Source organism: Phytohabitans aurantiacus (assembly GCF_027923225.1).
Classification (GTDB): domain Bacteria; phylum Actinomycetota; class Actinomycetes; order Mycobacteriales; family Micromonosporaceae; genus Phytohabitans; species Phytohabitans aurantiacus.
Genome location: NZ_BSDI01000015.1, coordinates 75,740 through 94,948, shown reverse-complemented (window position 1 = coordinate 94,948; position 19,209 = coordinate 75,740). Strand labels below are relative to the sequence as shown.

The 19,209-nt window shown below is 69.9% G+C and carries 19 protein-coding genes and 1 tRNA gene; 16 read left to right on the top strand and 4 right to left on the bottom strand.

All coding sequences use genetic code 11. The annotated features are described in order from the left end of the window. Window positions 1–49 precede the first annotated feature (49 nt). The 6 genes from QMG73_RS18025 (at window position 50) to QMG73_RS18000 (ending at window position 5,614) form a co-directional block, all read left to right on the top strand. On the top strand, window positions 50–898 hold the full coding sequence (locus tag QMG73_RS18025) for a TatD family hydrolase (protein WP_281897046.1): 849 nt from the start codon (window positions 50–52) through the stop codon (window positions 896–898). Further along, window positions 895–1,749, top strand: a complete 855-nt coding sequence (gene rsmA / locus QMG73_RS18020; protein WP_281897103.1) for a 16S rRNA (adenine(1518)-N(6)/adenine(1519)-N(6))-dimethyltransferase RsmA — start codon at window positions 895–897, stop codon at window positions 1,747–1,749. The genes QMG73_RS18025 and rsmA overlap by 4 nt, the downstream gene beginning before the upstream one ends. A gap of 68 nt (window positions 1,750–1,817) precedes the next feature. Next, entirely contained in the window at window positions 1,818–2,795 is a 978-nt protein-coding gene (locus tag QMG73_RS18015; protein WP_281897045.1) for a 4-(cytidine 5'-diphospho)-2-C-methyl-D-erythritol kinase, read from the top strand. A 3-nt stretch (window positions 2,796–2,798) separates the two neighbouring features. Further along, on the top strand, window positions 2,799–4,583 hold the full coding sequence (locus QMG73_RS18010; RefSeq protein ID WP_281897042.1) for an ABC-F family ATP-binding cassette domain-containing protein: 1,785 nt from the start codon (window positions 2,799–2,801) through the stop codon (window positions 4,581–4,583). A 50-nt stretch (window positions 4,584–4,633) separates the two neighbouring features. Continuing rightward, window positions 4,634–5,089, top strand: coding sequence for a DUF4383 domain-containing protein (locus QMG73_RS18005; protein WP_281897041.1), 456 nt, complete (start codon window positions 4,634–4,636; stop codon window positions 5,087–5,089). 60 nt (window positions 5,090–5,149) lie between these two features. Beyond that, window positions 5,150–5,614, top strand: coding sequence for a DUF4383 domain-containing protein (locus tag QMG73_RS18000; RefSeq protein WP_281897038.1), 465 nt, complete (start codon window positions 5,150–5,152; stop codon window positions 5,612–5,614). A 9-nt stretch (window positions 5,615–5,623) separates the two neighbouring features. On the opposite strand, the gene QMG73_RS17995 is transcribed toward QMG73_RS18000, so the two are convergent. Both QMG73_RS17995 and QMG73_RS17990 read right to left on the bottom strand, forming a co-directional pair. Then, window positions 5,624–6,226: a TetR/AcrR family transcriptional regulator gene (locus QMG73_RS17995; RefSeq protein WP_281897036.1), complete on the bottom strand. Its 603-nt coding sequence runs from the start codon at window positions 6,224–6,226 to the stop codon at window positions 5,624–5,626. A gap of 53 nt (window positions 6,227–6,279) precedes the next feature. Then, entirely contained in the window at window positions 6,280–7,236 is a 957-nt protein-coding gene (locus tag QMG73_RS17990) for an acyl-CoA desaturase (RefSeq protein WP_281897033.1), read from the bottom strand. 115 nt (window positions 7,237–7,351) lie between these two features. Between QMG73_RS17990 and QMG73_RS17985 the strand changes: the two genes are divergently transcribed. From QMG73_RS17985 to QMG73_RS17940, 10 genes are all read left to right on the top strand, one after another. Beyond that, the gene (locus QMG73_RS17985) at window positions 7,352–8,125 is read left to right on the top strand and encodes a helix-turn-helix domain-containing protein (protein ID WP_281897101.1); all 774 of its coding nucleotides are present in this window, start codon (window positions 7,352–7,354) and stop codon (window positions 8,123–8,125) included. Window positions 8,126–8,171: 46 nt separating this feature from the next. Then, window positions 8,172–8,246: transfer RNA gene (locus QMG73_RS17980), tRNA-Gln, on the top strand. 103 nt (window positions 8,247–8,349) lie between these two features. Continuing rightward, window positions 8,350–9,888 carry a bifunctional UDP-N-acetylglucosamine diphosphorylase/glucosamine-1-phosphate N-acetyltransferase GlmU gene (gene glmU / locus QMG73_RS17975; protein WP_281897031.1) on the top strand — a complete coding sequence of 513 codons (1,539 nt, stop codon included), beginning with the start codon at window positions 8,350–8,352 and terminating at the stop codon, window positions 9,886–9,888. A gap of 35 nt (window positions 9,889–9,923) precedes the next feature. Continuing rightward, window positions 9,924–10,904: a ribose-phosphate diphosphokinase gene (locus tag QMG73_RS17970; protein WP_265251351.1), complete on the top strand. Its 981-nt coding sequence runs from the start codon at window positions 9,924–9,926 to the stop codon at window positions 10,902–10,904. A gap of 211 nt (window positions 10,905–11,115) precedes the next feature. Next, window positions 11,116–11,745, top strand: a complete 630-nt coding sequence (locus QMG73_RS17965; protein WP_281897026.1) for a 50S ribosomal protein L25/general stress protein Ctc — start codon at window positions 11,116–11,118, stop codon at window positions 11,743–11,745. Window positions 11,746–11,822: 77 nt separating this feature from the next. Beyond that, the gene (pth, locus tag QMG73_RS17960; RefSeq protein WP_281897023.1) at window positions 11,823–12,404 is read left to right on the top strand and encodes an aminoacyl-tRNA hydrolase; all 582 of its coding nucleotides are present in this window, start codon (window positions 11,823–11,825) and stop codon (window positions 12,402–12,404) included. A 178-nt stretch (window positions 12,405–12,582) separates the two neighbouring features. Next, window positions 12,583–14,028: a sugar transferase gene (locus tag QMG73_RS17955; protein ID WP_281897099.1), complete on the top strand. Its 1,446-nt coding sequence runs from the start codon at window positions 12,583–12,585 to the stop codon at window positions 14,026–14,028. After that, the gene (locus QMG73_RS17950) at window positions 14,028–14,867 is read left to right on the top strand and encodes an inositol monophosphatase family protein (protein ID WP_281897021.1); all 840 of its coding nucleotides are present in this window, start codon (window positions 14,028–14,030) and stop codon (window positions 14,865–14,867) included. The genes QMG73_RS17955 and QMG73_RS17950 overlap by 1 nt, the downstream gene beginning before the upstream one ends. Before the next feature lie 35 nt (window positions 14,868–14,902). Then, window positions 14,903–15,817, top strand: a complete 915-nt coding sequence (gene cysD / locus QMG73_RS17945) for a sulfate adenylyltransferase subunit CysD (protein ID WP_281897019.1) — start codon at window positions 14,903–14,905, stop codon at window positions 15,815–15,817. After that, window positions 15,817–17,100 carry a sulfate adenylyltransferase subunit 1 gene (locus tag QMG73_RS17940; RefSeq protein WP_281897017.1) on the top strand — a complete coding sequence of 428 codons (1,284 nt, stop codon included), beginning with the start codon at window positions 15,817–15,819 and terminating at the stop codon, window positions 17,098–17,100. The genes cysD and QMG73_RS17940 overlap by 1 nt, the downstream gene beginning before the upstream one ends. On the opposite strand, the gene galK is transcribed toward QMG73_RS17940, so the two are convergent. Further along, entirely contained in the window at window positions 17,097–18,200 is a 1,104-nt protein-coding gene (gene galK / locus QMG73_RS17935) for a galactokinase (RefSeq protein WP_281897015.1), read from the bottom strand. The two genes, QMG73_RS17940 and galK, sit on opposite strands and share 4 nt — an antisense overlap. Then, on the bottom strand, window positions 18,197–19,171 hold the full coding sequence (galE, locus tag QMG73_RS17930) for a UDP-glucose 4-epimerase GalE (RefSeq protein WP_281897013.1): 975 nt from the start codon (window positions 19,169–19,171) through the stop codon (window positions 18,197–18,199). Before galE ends, galK begins: the two co-directional genes overlap by 4 nt. Window positions 19,172–19,209 lie beyond the last annotated feature (38 nt).

Below are 19,209 nucleotides of genomic sequence, written 5' to 3'. Positions count from 1 at the left end.
CTCGCGGGTGAACGGAGGGTTACACCTGCCTGTGACATCCTGGGTGGCGATGAGTAAGACGCGCGGCCAGCGGGCGGGGGAGTTTCCGCCCTCGCCACCACCCCTTCCGATACCCGTCGTCGACAGCCACACCCACCTCGACATCACCGTGTCCGAGGCGGGCGTGCCCGGCGGAGTGACCGAGCTGATCACACGCGCCGCCGATGCGGGCGTCGACCGGCTCGTGCAGGTCGGCGTCGACGTCGAGACCTCGCGGTGGGGAGTCGCGGTCGCCGCCGAGCACGAGGCCGTCGTCGCGACCGTCGCGATACACCCCAACGACGCGCCGCGCCTGCCCGACCTCGACGAGGCGCTGCGCCAGATCGAGGCGCTCGCCGCGCACGACAGGGTCCGCGGCATCGGCGAGACCGGCCTGGACACGTTCCGGACCGGCGACGAGGGCCGCGCGGCGCAGGAGGCCAGCTTCCGGGCCCACATCGCCATCGCCAAGAGGTACGGGAAGCCGCTCGTCATCCACGACCGCGACGCGCACGCCGACGTGTTGCGCGTACTGGACAGCGAGGGTGCACCGGAAACCGTGGTTCTGCACTGCTTCTCGGGCGACGCCGAGTTCGCGGCGGAGTGCGTCCGGCGCGGGTACGTGCTGAGCTTCGCGGGGACCGTGACGTTCACCAGCGCGGGCGCCCTGCGCGAGGCGGCCCGGGTCACACCGCTGAAGCAGATGCTCGTGGAGACCGACGCGCCGTACCTGACACCCATGCCGTACCGCGGGCGCCCGAACGCCTCGTACCTGATCCCGCTGACCGTCCGCGGCCTGGCCGAGACGACCGGCGCCGACCTGGACGAGCTCTGCGCGGCGATCTCCGAAACGGGCGACCGGGTTTTCGGGCCGTGGTGACGCAGCACCTGCTCGGCCCGGCGGAGATCCGGGAACTGGCCGCGCGCCTCGGCGTGCGCCCCACGAAAAAGCTGGGGCAGAACTTCGTCCACGACCCGAACACCGTCCGCCGGATCGTGGCCGCCGCCGGCCTCGACGCGGACGACGTGGCCGTCGAGGTGGGTCCGGGGCTCGGCTCGCTCACGCTCGGACTGCTGGCGGCGGCCCGGCACGTGCACGCGGTCGAGATAGATCCGGTGCTCGCGGGCGCGCTCGCCGAGACCGCGGGTCACCCCGACAGCCTGACGGTGCATCGCGCGGACGCGTTGCGGATCTCCACAGCGGATCTCACGCCACCGCCCACCGCCCTCGTCGCGAACCTGCCGTACAACGTCGCGGTACCGGTCGTCCTGCACCTGCTCGCCGAGCTGCCCTCACTGCGCCACGGGCTCGTCATGGTGCAGAAGGAGGTCGCTGACCGGCTGGTCGCCGGGCCGGGATCCAAGGTGTACGGGATCCCGTCGCTGAAACTGGCCTGGTACGCCTCGTCCCGCAGCGCCGGGAAGGTGCCGCCGGCGGTGTTCTGGCCGGTGCCAAACGTCGACTCCGGCCTGGTCGCGTTCACCCGCCGCGACCCGCCGCGCGCCGATGTCAACCGCGATCGTGTCTTCGCGGTGGTCGACGCCGCCTTCGCGCAGCGCCGCAAGACGCTGCGGGCCGCGCTCGCCGGCTGGGCGGGCAGCCCCGACCGGGCCGCGGCGGCGTTGGTGGCCGCTGGCGTCGACCCGGGCGCGCGGGGCGAATCCCTGACGATCGGCCAGTTCGCGGACATCGCCGCTGGCGTGCCGGTGCCAGCCGGGGCCGGCGAGTAGTCTGGCGGCGTGCTCGTGAGCGAGGGAGTTGGCGCGGCGGCGCCTGTACCGGGTCAGGACATCGCTCCGTGACCGAGGCGTGGCGGCCGGACGAAGACGACCGGCCCCGGTTGGCGGCTTCCGGACCGGTGAAGGTGCGCGTTCCCGCGAAGATCAACTTGCACCTGGGCGTCGGCCCGGCCCGCGACGACGGCTACCACGAGCTGAGCACCGTCTACCACGCGATCTCCCTGTACGACGAGCTGACCGCCCGCCGCGGCGACACGCTGACCCTCACCATGGAGGGCGAGGGCGCCGGTGAGCTGGCGCTCGACGAGTCCAACCTGGTGATCCGCGCGGCCCGCGCCCTGGCACACCACACCGGCATGCCCGCGCACGCCCGGCTGCACCTGCGCAAGCAGATCCCGCTCTCCGCGGGGCTGGCCGGCGGCAGCGCCGACGCGGCCGCCGCCCTGGTGGCGTGCGACGCGCTGTGGGGCACCGGGCTGTCCCGCGACGACCTCGCGGCCATCGCGGCAGACCTCGGTTCCGACGTGCCGTTCCTGGTCTACGGCGGCACCGCGCTCGGCACCGGGCGGGGCGAGGCGGTCAGCCCGGTACTGGCCCGGCCGAACACCTGGCATTGGGTGGTGGCGATCGCCGACGGCGGCCTGTCCACACCCGACGTCTACCGCGAGCTCGACCGGCTGCGCTCCACCGGCGAGGTGCCGCGGCTGCCAACCCACTCGACGAACCCGCTGCTCGGCGGCGCCGACCGGCTGCTCGCCGCGCTGCGCCAGCGCGACCCCGCCGTGCTGGGCGCGGCACTCGACAACGAGCTCCAGCCGGCCGCCCTGTCGTTGCGGCCGAGCCTCGCCGGCGTCCTCAAGGCCGGCCACGCCGCGGGAGCGCTCACCGGCCTTGTCTCCGGCTCCGGGCCGACCTGCGTGTTCCTCGCCCCCGACAGCCGCCGGGCGAAGGAGATCGCCGACGACCTGACCGTCGCCGGGGTGTGCCGCGTCGCATACACCGCGCACGGTCCCGTGGCGGGCGCCCGGGTGGCCTGAACCATGGCGAACATCGTCAACCTGGACCGGGTGTCCAAGGGGTACGGCGCGGCTGGGCAGCTGCTCACCGAGGTGTCCCTAGGCCTCGACGACGCCGACCGGATCGGGGTCGTCGGGCTCAACGGCGCCGGGAAGTCCACGCTGCTGCGCCTGTTGACCAAGCTGGAGGAGCCGGACGACGGCCGGGTCACGCACCGCCGCGACCTGCGGGTGGCCTGGCTGCCGCAGTCGCTCGACCTCGCTCCAGACGCCACCGTCCACGATGTCGTCATCGGCACCGCCTGGCTCGGCCACGGCTTCGCCGCCGAGCACGAGTGGGCCGGCGACGCCGGGGTGCGCGCGATCCTCGACGGTCTCGGCATGCCACACCTCGGCCTCGACCAACCCGTCGGGCCGATGTCGGGTGGCGAGCGCCGCCGGGTCGCGCTGGCCGCGCTGCTGGTACGCGCCGCCGACCTGCTGATCCTCGACGAGCCCACCAACCACCTCGACGTGGCCGGCGTCGACTGGCTGGCCCGGCACCTGCTGGCGCGGCGCGGCGCGCTCGTCGTCGTCACGCACGACCGGTGGTTCCTCGACGCGGTCTGCACCGGCACCTGGGAGGTAGCCGACCAGACCGTCCGCGCCTACGAGGGCGGGTACGCCGCGTGGACGCTCGCCCGCGCCGAGCGCGACCGCGTCGCGGCGGCCACCGAGGCACGCCGGCAGAACCTGCTGCGCAAGGAGATCGCGTGGCTGCGGCGAGGCCCGCCCGCCCGGACCTCCAAGCCGCGCTTCCGCATCGACGCCGCCAACGCGCTCATCGCGGACGTACCGCCGCCGCGCGACACGGTCTCGCTGCGCAGGCTCGCCACCGCACGCCTCGGCAAGCAGGTGTACGACCTGAGCGACGTCACCCTGCACGCCGGCCCCAAGCTGATCCTGGACGACGTCACGTGGCAGGTCGGCCCCGGTGACCGGATCGCCATCCTCGGCGCCAACGGAGCCGGAAAGACCACGCTGCTGCGCCTCATCGCCGGCCGGATCTCCCCAGACAAGGGCGAGGCGCGGATCGGCTCGACGGTGCGCACCGCGTTCCTGTCGCAGGAACTCGTCGAGCTGCCCAACCAGCTGCGCCTGCTGGAAGCCGTCGAAGAGGTCGCCAAGCGCGTCAAGCTCGGCGACCGGGAGTTGAGCGCCGCGCAACTGGCCGAGGTGTTCGGGTTCACCGACCGTCGGGTGTGGACACCCGTGGGCGACCTGTCCGGCGGTGAACGGCGGCGCCTGCAGCTCCTGCGCCTGCTCGCCGGCGAGCCCAACGTGCTGCTGCTCGACGAGCCCACCAACGACCTCGACACCGACACGCTCGCCTCCCTCGAAGACCTGCTCGACTCCTGGCCCGGCACGCTCGTGGTCGCCAGCCACGACCGGTACCTCGTCGAGCGGGTCACCGACTCGGCGTACGCGCTGCTCGGCGACGGGCGGCTCCGCCACCTGCCGGGCGGCGTCGACGAGTACCTGTCGATGCTGACCCCCGGAGCCCCGCCGCCGGCCGCGCCACGCCCCGAGCGCGAACAGCGCGAGCCCGCCTTCGACGTCCGCGCGGCGCGCAAGGAGCTGGCCCGCCTCGAACGCACCCTGGGCAAGCTCGAACAGCGCGAGACCACGCTGCACGAAGAGCTCGCGGCGCACGCCACCGACTACACCAAACTCGCTGACCTCGACGCGCGGCTCAAAGCGGTACAGGCCGAGCGTGGACAGGTCGAAGAAGAGTGGCTGGCGCTGGCCGAGCGAGTGCCGGATCACTGAACAGGGGGCCGCTCGGTGGCCTCCTGATCGCGTACGTCAAAATCGCCGCCATGGCGCACACTCCCGTCAACCACCCGCTGCGGCCCACCTACCGGGCGCTGGCGGGGCTGGCCGGCCTCTACCTGGTGATCTTCGGCGTGCTCGGCATCGTCGAGACCGGCACCGAACCGTTCTTCGACCAGGGCGACGGCAGCGCGATCGGCCAGGGCACCAACCTTGGGTACTCCGTGATCGCGATCGCCTCGGGCCTGCTGATCCTCGCTGGTGTCGGCATCGGCCGCAACGTCGACACCAAGCTCAACACGGTGGGCGGGTACGCGTACATGGCGCTGGGCCTCGCCGCGCTCGCGGTGATCCGCACCGACGCCAACTACCTCAACTTCACGATCCCCACCGTCGTGGTCACCATGACGATCGGGCTCCTGCTGCTGACCGCCGGCCTCTACGGCAAGGTGGGCACCGACGAGCAGGCGAAGGCGGCCGAGGCGGCCCGGCTCATCCTGTAGCCGCTACCGGGCTTGTGCGGTAGCGCTGCGGAAACGCCATAGCTGGGCGACAATCCAGCTATGGCGCACATCCCGGTGAACCACCCGCTACGGCCCGTGTACCGCACATTCGCCGGCCTGATCGGCGCGTACATCCTCGTGTTCGGCGTCATCGGCCTGATCCAGACCCTCGGCGACCCGCTCTTCGACCGGGGCGACGTCTGGACGCTCGGGCTGCGCACGAACCTGGCGTTCGCGATCCTGTCGATCCTGTACGGCATCGTGCTGCTCGGCGGCAACCTCGCCGGCGGCAACCTCGGCCACCTGATCAACCTGGGCGGCGGGGTGCTCTTCATGCTGGCCGGCATGCTCATGATGACCGTCATGCAGACCGACGCCAACATCCTGAACTTCTCGATGTCGACGGTGATCGTGTCGCTGATCTTCGGGATACTCGTCTTCACCGCCGGCCTGTACGACAAGCCCGGCACCGCCGAAGACGCCGAAGCCGAAGACAAGTATCGACGGGCCTCTGTGCACGCCTAGGAGGCGCGCTCAGCGGTTGCGGCGCGTCAGCAGCGTCGGCTTCGCTTCCAGATGCGACAGGCCGTTCCAGGCCAGGTTGACCAGGTGCGCGGCCACCGTGTCCTTGCGCGGCTTGCGCACCTCCAGCCACCAGCGGCCGGTCAGCGCCACCATGCCCACCAGCCCCTGCGAGTACAGCTCGGCCAGCTTCGGGTCGTAACCGCGCTGCTTGAACTCGGCGCCCAGGATGTGCTCCACCTGGTGCGCCACATCGTTGAGCACACTGCTGAAGTTGCCGGTCGACGACATGACCGGCGACTCCCGCACCAGTACCCGGAAGCCGTCGGTCTCGCCCTCGATGTAGTCGAGCAACGCCAGCGCCGCCTGCTCCAACAACTCGCGCGGGTGGCCGGCGGTCAGCGCGTTCGTGATCCGATCCAGCAGCGCCCGGACCTCCCGGTCCACCACGACGGCGTACAGGCCCTCCTTGCCGCCGAAGTGCTCGTACACGACAGGCTTGGAGACCTTCGCGCGGTGCGCGACCTCCTCAATGGAGGTCGCGTCGAACCCGCGTTCGGCGAAGAGTTGGCGGCCGATGACGATGAGCTGCTCACGCCTTTGCGCCGCCGACATCCGAACCCGTGAGCTGGGTTTGGGTGGCGCCCCGTTCGCGCTTGAAATATCTGTCACGTTGAGGGTTTTACCAGCTTCGCGGCGATGCGCTCCGGCTTGGGCCAGCGGACGTCGTACGCGGCACCGATCTTCTCGAAGATCCAGATGGTGCGCGCGGAGATGTCGATCTGCCCGCGCAGCACGCCGTGACGGGCACACGTCGGGTCGGCGTGGTGCAGGTTGTGCCAGCTCTCGCCGAACGACAGGATCGCCAGCGGCCAGAAGTTCGCCGCCTTGTCGCCCTGACGCATCTCGAACGGCCGCTCACCGTAAACGTGGCAGATCGAGTTGATCGACCAGGTGACGTGGTGCAGCAGGCCCACCCGCACGATGCCGGCCCAGAAGAACGCGGTCAGCGCGCCCTGCCACGACCAGGTGACCAGGCCACCCACGGCCGCCGGCGCCACCAGCGAGATCGCCACCAGCAGCGGGAACAGCTGGTCGACCCGGTTGATGTCCTTGTCGCGCAGCAGATCGGGGGCGAAACGCTCACGGTTGGACAGCTCGCGGTGGAACAACCAACCCATGTGCGCGAACCAGAGGCCCTTGACCAGCGCCCAGAAGCTCGTGCCGAACCGCCACGGCGAGTGCGGGTCACCCTCCATGTCGGAGAACGCGTGGTGGCGCCGGTGATCGGCGACCCACTGCGTGATGTTGCCCTCGACCGCGAACGAACCCGCCACCGCGAGCGCGATCCGCAGCCAGCGCTTGGCCTTGAACGAGCCATGAGTGAAGTACCGGTGGTATCCGACCGTGATGCCGACGCCGGCCACGGAATACCAGACCGCGAAGATCGCGACGTCGGTCCAGGACAGCCAACCGCCCCAGGCGATCGGCACCGCGGCGAACACCGCGAGGAACGGGATCACGACGAACGCCCAGAGGCCGATCAGGATGCCCTTGGACTGGGTGCCCTCGGTCAGCGGCTTGGGGGTGTTGGTGGACGTCTCGGCGAGGGTGGCAGGAGACATGGAACCTCACTGGCGGTGCGGGGGAACAGGTTAAGTTACGCCTACGTCACCGTAACTTACGGAACCGTAGTTTGACAGGGCTGACCATGATCTACCTGCTCAGGACCGTCAGACCATCGCCCGCGAGCGGCTCGGCGTTGGCAAGGAACTGCTCTACGAGTTACTGCGCGGCGTCCCACCCCCAAGCTGGACCCGCCGACCAAACGCCAAAGACGACCTGCGCGCCGAAGCACTGCGGATGCGCGGCGACGGCCGCAGCGTCAACGACATCGCCACCACGCTCGGTGTGTCGAAGTCCACCGCGTACCTGTGGGTGCGGCACCTGCCGCTCGACCCCGACCCAGCGGCCGAGCGGGCTCGGCGGCAGGCACACTCCAAAGCCATGACCGACGCTCGATGGGGCGAATACCGGGTCGCTCGTGACGAGATGGAGGACGGCATCCGCGACAAGGCGGCGCGCTGGGTCGGCACCCTCAAGCACCGCGACGTCCTGCTCGCCGGCGCCTACTGGTGCGAGGGCGCCAAATCCAAGCCCTGGCGCAAGCAGACCGGCCTCGACTTCACCAACAGCGACCCTGGCCTGGTCGAGTTGTTCGTGCGCTTTGTGGAGGCATTGGGCGTATCTCGGGACCGCTTCAAATATCGGGTAAGCATCCACGAGTCGGCCGACGCCGACGCCGCCACGCGGTGGTGGGCCGACCGAATCGGCGTGCCGATCGAGGCCATGCAGCGGCCGACACTGAAGCGCCACAAGCCGTCCACCAATCGGCGTAACACCGGTGAGGATTATCGCGGCTGCCTTCAGATCGACGTCCCGCGTAGCCGACAGCTCTACGTCCGGGTCGAGGGGATTATGGCGGGCCTGTTTGATGCGGCGATGCCGACGTAGGTTCTACTTGCGATCAGGCAGACGCTACGCTGTCAGACGCAAACAGTCGGCTGTGGTGTAATTGGCAACACCTGCGGTTTTGGTCCGTAAGTTCTAGGTTCGAGTCCTAGCAGCCGAGCCATCCATAAATGTCCGGTTTCGGACTTGGCTCTCGCGGGGTGGGGTGAGGGCGCGGGGATTACCATGAGGCCGCAACCTCATGCCGCCCCGACGGGAGCCCTCTCGTGACCTCTCCCCGCCCTCGCACCGTCGTCGTTCTCGCCGCCGGTGAGGGCAAACGGATGAAGTCCACGCTCCCAAAGGTGCTGCACCCGCTGCTCGGTCGCACCCTCGTCGGCCACGTTCTCGCGGCCGCCGAGCCGCTCGGCGCGGAGCGCACGATCGTGGTCGTTGGCCACGGCGCCGAGCAGGTTTCCGCGCATCTCGCCGACGTCGCCCCGTACGCCGAGCCCGTGCTACAGGCCAGCCAGAACGGCACCGGTCACGCGGTGCGCATCGCACTGGAGGCGGCAGGCGGCGTCGAGGGCCCGGTTTCAAGAAGCCCTGAGAGATCGGTTTCAAGAAGCACTGTGGTGGTGCTCAACGGTGACGTGCCTTTGCTGCGCCCCGAGACGGTGGCGGCGCTGGTGGCCGCGCACGAGGCGGGCGGCGCCGCGGCGACGGTACTGGCGGCGGAGGTCGACGATCCGACGGGCCTGGGCCGGATCGTGCGGGACGCGAGCGGTGCCCTGGAGCGTGTCGTCGAGGAGCGCGACGCAACCCCTGAGCAGCGGGCGATCCGCGAGATCAATGCGGGCATCTACGCGTTCGAGGGCGGGTTGTTGCGGGCGGCGCTGGGCAAGCTGTCGACGGACAACGATCAGGGCGAGGAGTACCTGACGGACGTGTTCGGGCTGCTGGCGACCGATGGTCGCCCGGTGGCGGTACATGTGGCGGACGACGCGATCCAGACGTTGGGTTGTAACGATCGGGCGGAGCTGGCGGGTTTGCGGCGCCTGCTCCGCGATCGGGTCAACACGGCCTGGATGCGGTCTGGCGTAACGATTCTGGACCCGGCGACCACCTGGATCGACGTGACGGTGACGCTGGAGCCCGACGTGGTGATCGATCAGAACTCGCAGTTGCGTGGCGCGACCGCGGTGGCGGCGGGCGCGACGGTGGGGCCTGATGTGACGCTGGTCGACACGGTGGTGGGTGCGGGCGCGTCGGTGGTGCGGGCGCACGCGGTCGGCGCCGAGGTGGGGCCGGAGGTGACGATCGGGCCGTACGCGTCGCTGCGTCCGGGTACGAGGCTGGCGCGTAAGGCGAAGCTCGGCACGTTCGTGGAGACGAAGAACGCGGCGATCGGCGAGGGTTCGAAGGTGCCGCACCTGACGTATGTGGGTGACGCGACGATCGGCGAGTTCTCGAACATCGGCGCGGCGTCGGTGTTCGTCAACTACGACGGGGTGGCGAAGCACCACACGACGATCGGCAGCCACGTGCGAACGGGTTCCGACAACATGTTCATCGCGCCGGTCGAGGTGGGCGATGGTGCCTACACGGGTGCGGGCACGGTGGTACGCGAAGACGTGCCGCCGGGAGCGCTGGCGGTGTCGGGTGGACCGCAGCGGATCTTCCCGGATTGGACGGAGCGTAAGCGGCCGGGTACGCCTCCGGCCGAGGCCGCGCGCCGCGCGAAGGAGCGGGAGCGTGAGGCACAGCACGACGGGGGTGATGCGGGTCAACCGCGAACGACCTCGGGAGATACTGCAACCGAGTAGTCGTTGAACCTCCGACCCACGGGAGCGGATTGCCGATGGGCAGCATCGTCGCGGAGAACCGCAAGAGCCTGATGCTCTTCTCGGGTCGGGGGTTTCCCGAGCTGGCAGATGAGATCGGCGAGGCGTTGGGTGTGGCGCCGACGCCGACCGACGCGTACGAGTTCGCGAACGGCGAGATCTTCGTCCGGTACCGGGAGTCGGTGCGGGGTTCGGACGCGTTCGTGGTGCAGTCGGTGACACAGGGGGTCAACAAGTGGGTCATGGAGACCCTGATCATGGTTGACGCGTTGAAGCGCGGTTCGGCGAAGCGGATCACTGTGGTGCTGCCGTTCTACCCGTACTCGCGGCAGGACAAGAAGCACCGCGGACGCGAGCCGATCTCGGCGCGCCTGATGGCCGACCTGTTGAAGACGGCGGGCGCGAACCGCATCTTGACGGTCGACCTGCACACGGCGCAGATCCAGGGCTTCTTCGACGGGCCGGTGGATCACCTTTTCGCGATGGACACGCTGGCCGGGTACGTGGAGCGCAAGTACGCGGGCCGGCCGATGGCGGTGGTGGCGCCGGATTCGGGCCGGGTTCGGGTGGCGGAGCGGTGGACGGATCGGCTGGGCGGCTGCCCGCTGGCGTTCATCCACAAGACGCGTGACCCGTTGAAGCCGAACCAGGTGGTGGCGAACAGGGTGGTCGGCGACGTCGAGGACCGGGTGTGTCTGATCGTCGACGACATGATCGACACCGGTGGCACGATCACCCGGGCGGCTGACATCCTGCACGAGTCGGGCGCCGCCGATGTGGTGGTGGCGTCGACGCACGCGCTGCTGTCGGATCCGGCGACCGAGCGCTTGAAGAACAGCAGGATCAGCGAGGTGGTGGTGACGAACACGTTGCCGCTGCCGCCCGAGAAGCGTCTCGACAAGATCACTGTGCTGTCGATCGCGCCGCTGCTGGCACGGGCCATTCGTGAGGTGTTCGACGACGGTTCGGTGACGACACTGTTCGGGGGCTTGAGCTAATCGGGGGTCTTGGGTAATCAGCGCCTGGGCTCCGCTAGACTGGAGCGGTTGCCACGGCGAGGGTGCTCTGCGGGCCGCTGTTGACACAGCACCAACCGCACGGGGTCACCGTGATCGACGCGGTGCTCCGGGCCTTGCCCCAGTGCGCCTCCTCGCCCGGCACCGCCGCCGCCGACCCCACGCAGCAGACGAAAGCATCAGGAGTACTTCCGTGTCCGAGGTAAAGATCAGCGCCGAGCCCCGCACCGAGTTCGGCAAGGGTGGTGCCCGTCGTACCCGTCGGGCCGGCAAGGTGCCCGCCGTGCTGTACGGCCACGGCGAGAAGCCCCAGCACATCGCTCTCCCCGCGCGGGAGTTCGCCGCCGCGATCCGTCACGGCGGCCTCAACCAGATCTTCGCGATCGACATCGCGGGTGCCGCCACGACGCTGGCGCTCGCCAAGGCGATCCAGCGTGACCCGATCAGGGACACGTTCGAGCACGTCGACCTGATTATCGTGAAGCGCGGCGAGAAGGTGACCGTCGAGGTTCCGGTGCACCTCGTCGGCGAGGCCGCCCGCGGCACGCTGGTCGTGACCGAAAACCAGACGCTGACCGTCAACGCCGAGGCGCTGCACCTGCCGGAGTACCTCGAGGCCTCGATCGAGGGCCTGGAGGGTGGTTCGCGGGTGACCGCCGCGGATGTGACCCTGCCGGGCGGCACCGAGCTGGCCGCCGACCCGGAGCTGGTCATCGCCATGGTGACCGTGGCGCCGAGCGCCGAGCAGCTCGAGGGCGAGACCGCCGAAGAGGCGCCGGCCGAGGCTGCCGAGGAGCCGGCCGAGGCCGCAGCTCAGGCCTGATCACCGCCGTGATGGTGGATGGCTGACGTTCGAATGGGGGCCCCGGTGGGCCCCCTTCGCATCTGTAGAGGTGTGCGGTGGACGAGAGCTGGCTCGTGGTTGGGCTTGGCAACCCGGGCAAGGAGTACGCGCGTAACCGGCACAACGTCGGCTTCCTGGTGGCCGACCTGCTGGCCGGGCGTATCGGCGCGAAGTTTGGCCGGCATCGCCGCGCGGTCGCCGAGGTGGCTGAGGGGCGTCTCGGGTACGGCGGCCCGAAGGTGATCCTCGCGAAGCCGTTGACGTACATGAACCTGTCGGGCGGGCCGGCGGCGGCGCTGGCGCAGTTCTACAAGGTACCGATCGGGCAGGTCGTCGCGGTGCACGATGAGCTGGACATCGGGTACGGGCTGGTGAAGGCGAAGCTCGGCGGCGGCGAGGGCGGGCACAACGGCCTGCGGTCGATGTCGAAGTCGTTGGGTGGCAAGGAGTACGCCCGGGTGCGGTTCGGCGTTGGCCGGCCGCCGGGGCGGCAGGATCCCGCGGATTACGTGCTTTCCGACTTTTCGGCGGCGGAGCGCAAGGAGCTTGAGTTCCTCGTCGATCGAGCGGCTGACGTGGTCGAGGCCATTGTCACGCAAGGGGTTGAAGCGGCTCAGAACGCCTATAACGGGGCGTGACGCCCAAGCCGGTCATGCGTTGATCCCCCCGAGACGATGTGACGGGGGAGGCGGCGTGGAGCAGCGGCGGTTCGGCGAGTACGACGCCGAGCTGGTCCGCGACGTCGAGAACGCGTTCGACGAGGAGCTTCGCCTCTTTCCCGCGCCCCTGCGGCAGCGCGCCGCCGAGGTGCCGCGGATGTCGGCTTGGCCGCTGCGGCGGATACCCGGGCGGCACGCGGCCATGTCGCGACGCGCCCAGTGGGAGGCGCGGTACATCCGGACCCTGGTACTGGGTGACCTGCTGGTCGGCCTGGCGGCGGGCGCGGTCGCGTTCGAGGTGCGCTTCGGGCTGACTGTGACCGCGTACAACCGGGTCTACCTGCTGCTCTCGCTGCTGCTGCCGGTGGCGCTGGTCGCCATGCTGGCGCTGCACCGCACGTACGAGAGCCGGTTTCTTTTCGTCGGCACGGAGGAGTACCAGCGGGTCATCCGCTCGGGCCTCGGCATTATCGCGGCGGCCGCGGTCGTCTCCTATGCCCTGGATCTGCCCTTGGCGAGGTCGTACGTCCTCGTCGCGCTGCCCGGGGCGACCGCGACGGTGCTCGCGGTGCGGTTCGCGGCCCGCAAGCGGCTGCATCTGGCCCGGGAGCGCGGCGAGTGCCTGCGCCGGGTGCTGGTGGTGGGCCATGAGCTGGCCGTCCTGGACATGACCGCGCGCCTGCGCCGCGAGCGGTACCACGGTCTTGAGGTGGTGGGCGCGTGCCTGCCGCCCGGCGGGGACGGTGCCGTGGGGTCGCCGGTTTACGGGACGTTCGACGAGGTGGCCGAGGCGGTCGACGCGGCGGGCGTGGACACGGTACTGGTGCTGTCGTGTCCCGAACTCGACGGTCAGGCGCTGCGCCGGCTGGCGTGGCGGCTGGAGCGCGACGAGGTCGACCTGATCCTGGCGAGCGCCCTGATCGACGTGGCCGGTGACCGCACGACGATCCGGCCCGTGGACGGCTTGCCGATGCTGCACGTGGAGCATCCGCGGCTGGACGGTGGAGCCCGCGTGGTGAAGGAGATCTTCGATCGCCTCGGTGCCGCGTTGCTGCTGATGCTGCTGTCGCCGGTGCTGGCGGCGGTGGCCGTCTGTATCCGCAGGGATTCATCGGGGCCGGTATTCTTTCGTCAGGTCAGGGTGGGCCGCGATGGCCAGCACTTCCTGATCTACAAGTTCCGCAGCATGTACCTCGACGCGGAGGCGCGACTCGCGGAGATCCAGCACCTGAACGAGCACGACGGTGTGCTCTTCAAAGTGCGTAACGATCCCCGGGTGACGCCGGTGGGGCGGTGGCTACGCAGGCTGTCGCTCGACGAGTTGCCGCAGTTGTTCAACGTGCTGCGGGGAGACATGTCGCTGGTCGGCCCGCGGCCGCCGCTGCCGGAAGAGGTAGCGGTGTACCCGGACGACATGCGGCGCAGGCTGGCGGTCAAGCCCGGCATGACGGGCTTGTGGCAGGTTTCCGGTCGTTCGGACCTGCCATGGGAGGAGGCGGTCCGGTTGGATCTGCGGTATGTGGAGAACTGGTCGCTCTCGCTCGACCTGGTCATTTTGATGAGGACCGTCGCGGCGGTCACCCGATCCTCCGGGGCGTACTGATGAGCGCCCCGGTCAGCCCGCCGGTCGTCGACGGTGCGTTCGCGCGATGGCTCGCCACCCGCGCCGGCCAGCTGCTGCTCGACGTACGCGCCGAGCGTGGTCACGAGGATCCGGCGGCGCTGAAGGCGGCGGGCGACAAGCTGTCGCACGACTTCATCCGCACCGAGCTGGCCCGCTGGCGGCCAGCCGACGCGGTGCTGTCGGAGGAAGACGATCACGCGCGGAAGGCGTGGGTGGTCGGTGACGGCCCGGCACCGCCGATCCGCCTCGACGCCGAGCGTGTATGGATCATCGATCCGCTCGACGGCACCCGCGAGTTCGCCGAGGAGGGGCGCTCCGACTGGGCGGTACACGTGGCGCTCTGGGCTCGAAACGCGAGCGGCCCGAACCAGCTCGCGGCGGGCGCCGTGGGCCTGCCCGCCCAGCACCGAGTGATCGGCACCGACTACCCGCCCGCGTACCCGCCGATGACGCTGTCCGCCGCGACCGGCGGCCCGTTGCGCCTGGCGGCGAGCCGCAGCCGCCCGCCGGCGTTCCTCTCGGCCGTGGCCGAGGAGGTGGGTGCCGAGCTCGTACCGATGGGCTCGGCGGGCGCCAAGATCGCGGCGGTGATCGGCGGGGACGTCGACGGATACCTGCACGCGGGTGGCCAGTACGAGTGGGACTCGGCCGCGCCGGTGGCTGTGGCCACGGCCACCGGGCTGCACGCTTCCCGGATCGACGGATCTGCGCTGAAATATAACCAGGCGAATCCGCGCCTGCCCGATCTGCTCGTGTGCCGTAAAGACCTGGCGGCCCGGTTGCTGGAAGCGGTGGGACGCCATCTCCAGGTAGAGTAAATCTGCCTTTAACCAATCGGGAAGGTCTGGAACCCGTGAGCCAGACGTCAACCACATACCGCGTCTCGCACCTGGATGCTCTCGAAGCCGAGAGCATCTTCATCATGCGCGAGGTCGTGGCCGAGTTGGAGCGGCCCGTGCTGCTCTTCTCCGGCGGCAAAGACTCGATCGTCATGCTGCGCCTGGCCGAAAAGGCGTTCGCGCCGGCGCGCATCCCGTTTCCGGTCATGCACGTCGACACCGGTCACAACTTCCCAGAGGTGATCGAGTACCGGGACGCCCGGGTCGCCGAGCTCGGGCTCCAGCTCGTGGTCGCCAGCGTGCCGGAGGCGCTCGAAGCCGGGCTGGTGCGCGAGCCGGCCGACGGCACGCGCAACCGGATCCAGACGCCGGTGCTGCTGGCCGCGGTGGAGAAGTACCGGTTCGACGCGCTGTTCGGCGGCGCGCGCCGCGACGAGGAGAAGGCGCGCGCCAAGGAGCGGGTGTTCAGCTTCCGCGACGACTTCGGCCAGTGGGACCCCAAGAACCAGCGCCCCGAGCTGTGGTCCCTCTACAACGGGCGGCACCACCCCGGCGAGTCGATCCGCGTGTTCCCGCTGTCGAACTGGACCGAGCTCGACGTGTGGCACTACATCTCCCGTGAGCGGTTGTCGCTGCCGTCGATCTACTACGCGCACGAGCGCGAGGTCGTCGAGCGCGACGGCATGCTGTACGCCGTAAACGAGTACCTCGCGGCGCGGGCCAGCGAGACCCCGTTCACCGCCCTCGTGCGGTACCGCACGGTGGGCGACGCGTCCTGCACCGCCGCGGTGCGCTCCGACGCCGACACCGTCGAGAAGGTGATCGACGAGGTGGGCGCGACGCGCATCACCGAGCGCGGGGCCACCCGCGGCGACGACCGGGTCAGCGAGGCGGCGATGGAAGACCGCAAGCGGGAAGGGTACTTCTGATGACGGCTCCCGTTCTGGAGACCCGAGCCATGGACCTGCTGCGGTTCGCCACCGCGGGTTCGGTCGACGACGGCAAGTCGACCCTGATCGGCCGGCTGCTGTACGACACCAAGTCGCTGTTCACCGACCAGCTCGAAGCGGTCGAGGCGGTCAGTGCCGCGCGCGGTGACGAGTACACCAACCTGGCGCTGCTCACCGACGGCCTGCGCGCCGAGCGCGAGCAGGGCATCACGATCGACGTGGCGTACCGGTACTTCGCGACCCCGCGGCGCAAGTTCATCATCGCCGACACCCCTGGCCACATCCAGTACACGCGCAACATGGTCACCGGCGCCTCCACCGCCGACCTGGCGCTGATCCTGGTCGACGCCCGCAAGGGCCTGGTGGAGCAGTCGCGGCGGCACGCCTTCCTGTGCTCCCTGCTGCGGGTGCCGCACGTGGTCCTGTGCGTCAACAAGATGGATCTGGTCGACTGGTCGCAAGAGGTGTTCGAGCGGATCGCCGACGAGTTCACCTCGTTCGCCGCCAAACTCGAAGCGCCCGACCTGACCGTCATCCCGATCTCGGCGCTGCGCGGCGACAACATCGTCAGCCGATCCGACAACACCCCGTGGTACGACGGCCCGTCGCTGCTGCACCACCTGGAGCACGTGCACATCGCCTCCGACCGCAACCTGGTCGACGTGCGCTTCCCCGTGCAGTACGTGATCCGTCCACAGTCGACCACGGTCACCGACTACCGCGGATACGCCGGCCAGGTCGCCTCGGGCGTGCTGAAGCCCGGCGACGAGGTGATGGTGCTGCCGTCCGGCTTCACCAGCCGCATCGCCGCGATCGACACCGCCGACGGCCCCGTCGACGAGGCGTTCCCGCCGATGTCCGTCACCGTGCGGCTCGAAGACGAGATCGACATCTCGCGCGGCGACATGATCTGCCGCCCGCACAACGCGCCCGACGCCACGCAGGATCTCGAAGCGATGATCTGCTGGATGGACGAGACGCGGCCGCTGCACGTCGGCGCCAAGTACGCCATCAAGCACACCACGCGAGCCGCTCGTACCGTGGTGCGCGGGCTCCAGTACCGGCTCGACGTCAACTCGCTGCACCGGGACGAGAGCGCCACGGAGCTGACTCTCAACGAGATCGGCCGGGTGCGGCTGCGCACGACCGTGCCGCTGCTCGCCGACGAGTACCGGCGCAACCGCACGACAGGTGGCTTCATCCTCATCGACGAAACCACCAACCGCACGGTCGCCGCCGGCATGATCATCGAAACCCGCTAGAGGCGGGTGGCGCCGCCGCTGGGGATCGCGGAGAAGGACTCGGGCGGGGTGAAGCCCTTCGCCCGGTACGCCGCCACCACCGCGTCCGCCACCGTCGGGGCGGCGTCGGCGTCGACGAGCGCCAACACGCAACCGCCAAACCCGCCGCCGGTCATCCGGGCACCGTACGCGCCGGCTGACAGTGCGGCCTCTACGGCGGTGTCGACCTCGGGCACGGTGATCTCGAAGTCGTCGCGCATCGAGGCGTGTGAGGCGGTCATGAGCGGGCCGATCTCGCGGATGCGGCCGGAACGCAGCAACTCGACCGTGTCGAGGACGCGCTGGTCTTCGGTCACCACGTGCCGGGCCCGGCGTCGCATTACCTCGTCGGGCAGGCTCGACACGGACGAGAGCGTCGCGTCGCGCAGCGCCGGTACGCCGAGCACCCGGGCCGCCTCTTCGCAGGTTTCGCGCCGCTTGGCGTACTCGCCGGTGACGTGCCGGTGTGGCGCGCGGGTGTCGATGACGAGGACGGCGAGACCGTCGGTGGCCACGTCGAACGGGATGTGCTCGACGTCGAGCGAGCGGCAGTCGAGGAAGAGCGCGTGCCCGGCGCGGCAGCGGATCGACGCCGACTGGTCCATGATCCCGCAGGGCATGCCCGCGTACTCGTTTTCGGCCTTCTGCGCCAGCGCCGGCCGCTCGTCGACGGGCAGGTCGAGCCCGCCGAGGTCGACCAGTGCGGTGAGAACCGCCGACTCCAGGGCCGCGGAGGAGGACAGGCCGGCGCCCAGCGGCACGTCGGACGTGATCGCCATCTGGGCACCCGGCACGTCGAAGCCGGCCTCGCGGAGCACCCAGACCACACCGGCGACGTACGCGCCCCAGCCGGTGACCCGCTCGGACAGGTCGAAGTCGATCTGCTCGTCGGCCTGCTCCGACCACACCGTCCAACGTGGACTGTCCAACCGGGACGCCCCGACGACGGTGCGGTGCGGCAGCGCGAAGGGCAGCACGAACCCGTCGTTGTAGTCGGTGTGCTCGCCGATCAGGTTGACCCGCCCCGGCGCCGCCCAGACACCCTCTGGCTCGGCGCCGAATGCCGTCACGAACTGCTTCACTGTGTGTGCTCCCGATAGAAGGTCCACGCGTCCGACACCATGTCGTGCAGGGTGGGCTTGGTGGGCGTCCAGCCCAGCTCGGCGTGCGCCAGGTCAGACGACGCGACCAGGGTGGCCGGGTCGCCCTCGCGGCGGTGCGCGACCTCTACCGGTACAGGCTGGCCGGTGACCTCCGCGACCACCTCGACCACCTGCCGGTTGGTAAACCCGCTGCCGTTGCCCAGGTTGTAGATGCGGTGCTCGCCCGGCTTTGCCGCGTCGAGCGCCAGCAGGTGCGCCTGCGCCAGGTCTTCGACGTGGATGTAGTCGCGGACGCAGGTGCCGTCGGGTGTCGGGTAGTCGTCGCCGAAGAGCATGAGCTTGTCGCGCTTGCCGGCGGCGACCTGTAGAGCGATCGGGATCAGGTGCGTCTCGGGGTCGTGGCGCTCACCGATCGCGACACCGGGGCGCAGGTAGGCGCCGGCGACGTTGAAGTAGCGCAGCGACACGGCGGCCAGGCCGTGGCCCCATGCCTCAGAGGTGAGGGCGAGGTCGAACGCGAGTTTCGTAGCCCCGTACGTGTTCGTGGGGGACTTGAGTGACGACTCGCGGATCGGGATCTCGGCGGGGTTGCCGTAGACGGCGGCGGTGGAGGAGAAGACGAACCGGCGGACGCCAGCCGCTCGGGCCGCGTCGAGGAGCCGGAGCGACCCGATCATGTTGATGTCCCAGTACGTCTCGGGCTGGGTCATCGAGTCACCGGCCGAGATCAGCCCGGCGAAGTGCAGCACGCCGTCGAAGCCAGAATCCGGTGTCAGTACAGTGGCCGCGTCGTGCAGGGAGACCTGAGCGAAGGTCGCGTCCGGCGCGAGCGCCTCGGCGTGGCCGGTGCGCAGGTCGTCGAGGATCACCACCTCGTGACCGGCGTCGAGCAGCAGCCTCGTGACGACGCTGCCGATGTAGCCGGCGCCGCCGGTGACGAGCAGTTTCACTGTGGTGCCTTCCTGTTTCGTGGGGTGGGGCCTGCCCG

Excerpts from the sequence above, each read along its gene's own strand:
- QMG73_RS17940 (WP_281897017.1), top strand. The coding sequence starts at position 15,817 with ATGACGGCTCCCGTTCTGGAGACCCGAGCCATGGACCTGCTGCGGTTC.
- QMG73_RS17950 (WP_281897021.1), top strand. The coding sequence starts at position 14,028 with ATGAGCGCCCCGGTCAGCCCGCCGGTCGTCGACGGTGCGTTCGCGCGA.
- QMG73_RS17955 (WP_281897099.1), top strand. The coding sequence starts at position 12,583 with ATGTCGGCTTGGCCGCTGCGGCGGATACCCGGGCGGCACGCGGCCATG.
- QMG73_RS17995 (WP_281897036.1), bottom strand. The coding sequence starts at position 6,226 with ATGTCGGCGGCGCAAAGGCGTGAGCAGCTCATCGTCATCGGCCGCCAA.
- QMG73_RS18025 (WP_281897046.1), top strand. The coding sequence starts at position 50 with ATGAGTAAGACGCGCGGCCAGCGGGCGGGGGAGTTTCCGCCCTCGCCA.
- QMG73_RS18000 (WP_281897038.1), top strand. The coding sequence starts at position 5,150 with ATGGCGCACATCCCGGTGAACCACCCGCTACGGCCCGTGTACCGCACA.
- QMG73_RS17990 (WP_281897033.1), bottom strand. The coding sequence starts at position 7,236 with ATGTCTCCTGCCACCCTCGCCGAGACGTCCACCAACACCCCCAAGCCG.
- QMG73_RS18010 (WP_281897042.1), top strand. The coding sequence starts at position 2,799 with ATGGCGAACATCGTCAACCTGGACCGGGTGTCCAAGGGGTACGGCGCG.
- QMG73_RS18005 (WP_281897041.1), top strand. The coding sequence starts at position 4,634 with ATGGCGCACACTCCCGTCAACCACCCGCTGCGGCCCACCTACCGGGCG.
- QMG73_RS17970 (WP_265251351.1), top strand. The coding sequence starts at position 9,924 with ATGGGCAGCATCGTCGCGGAGAACCGCAAGAGCCTGATGCTCTTCTCG.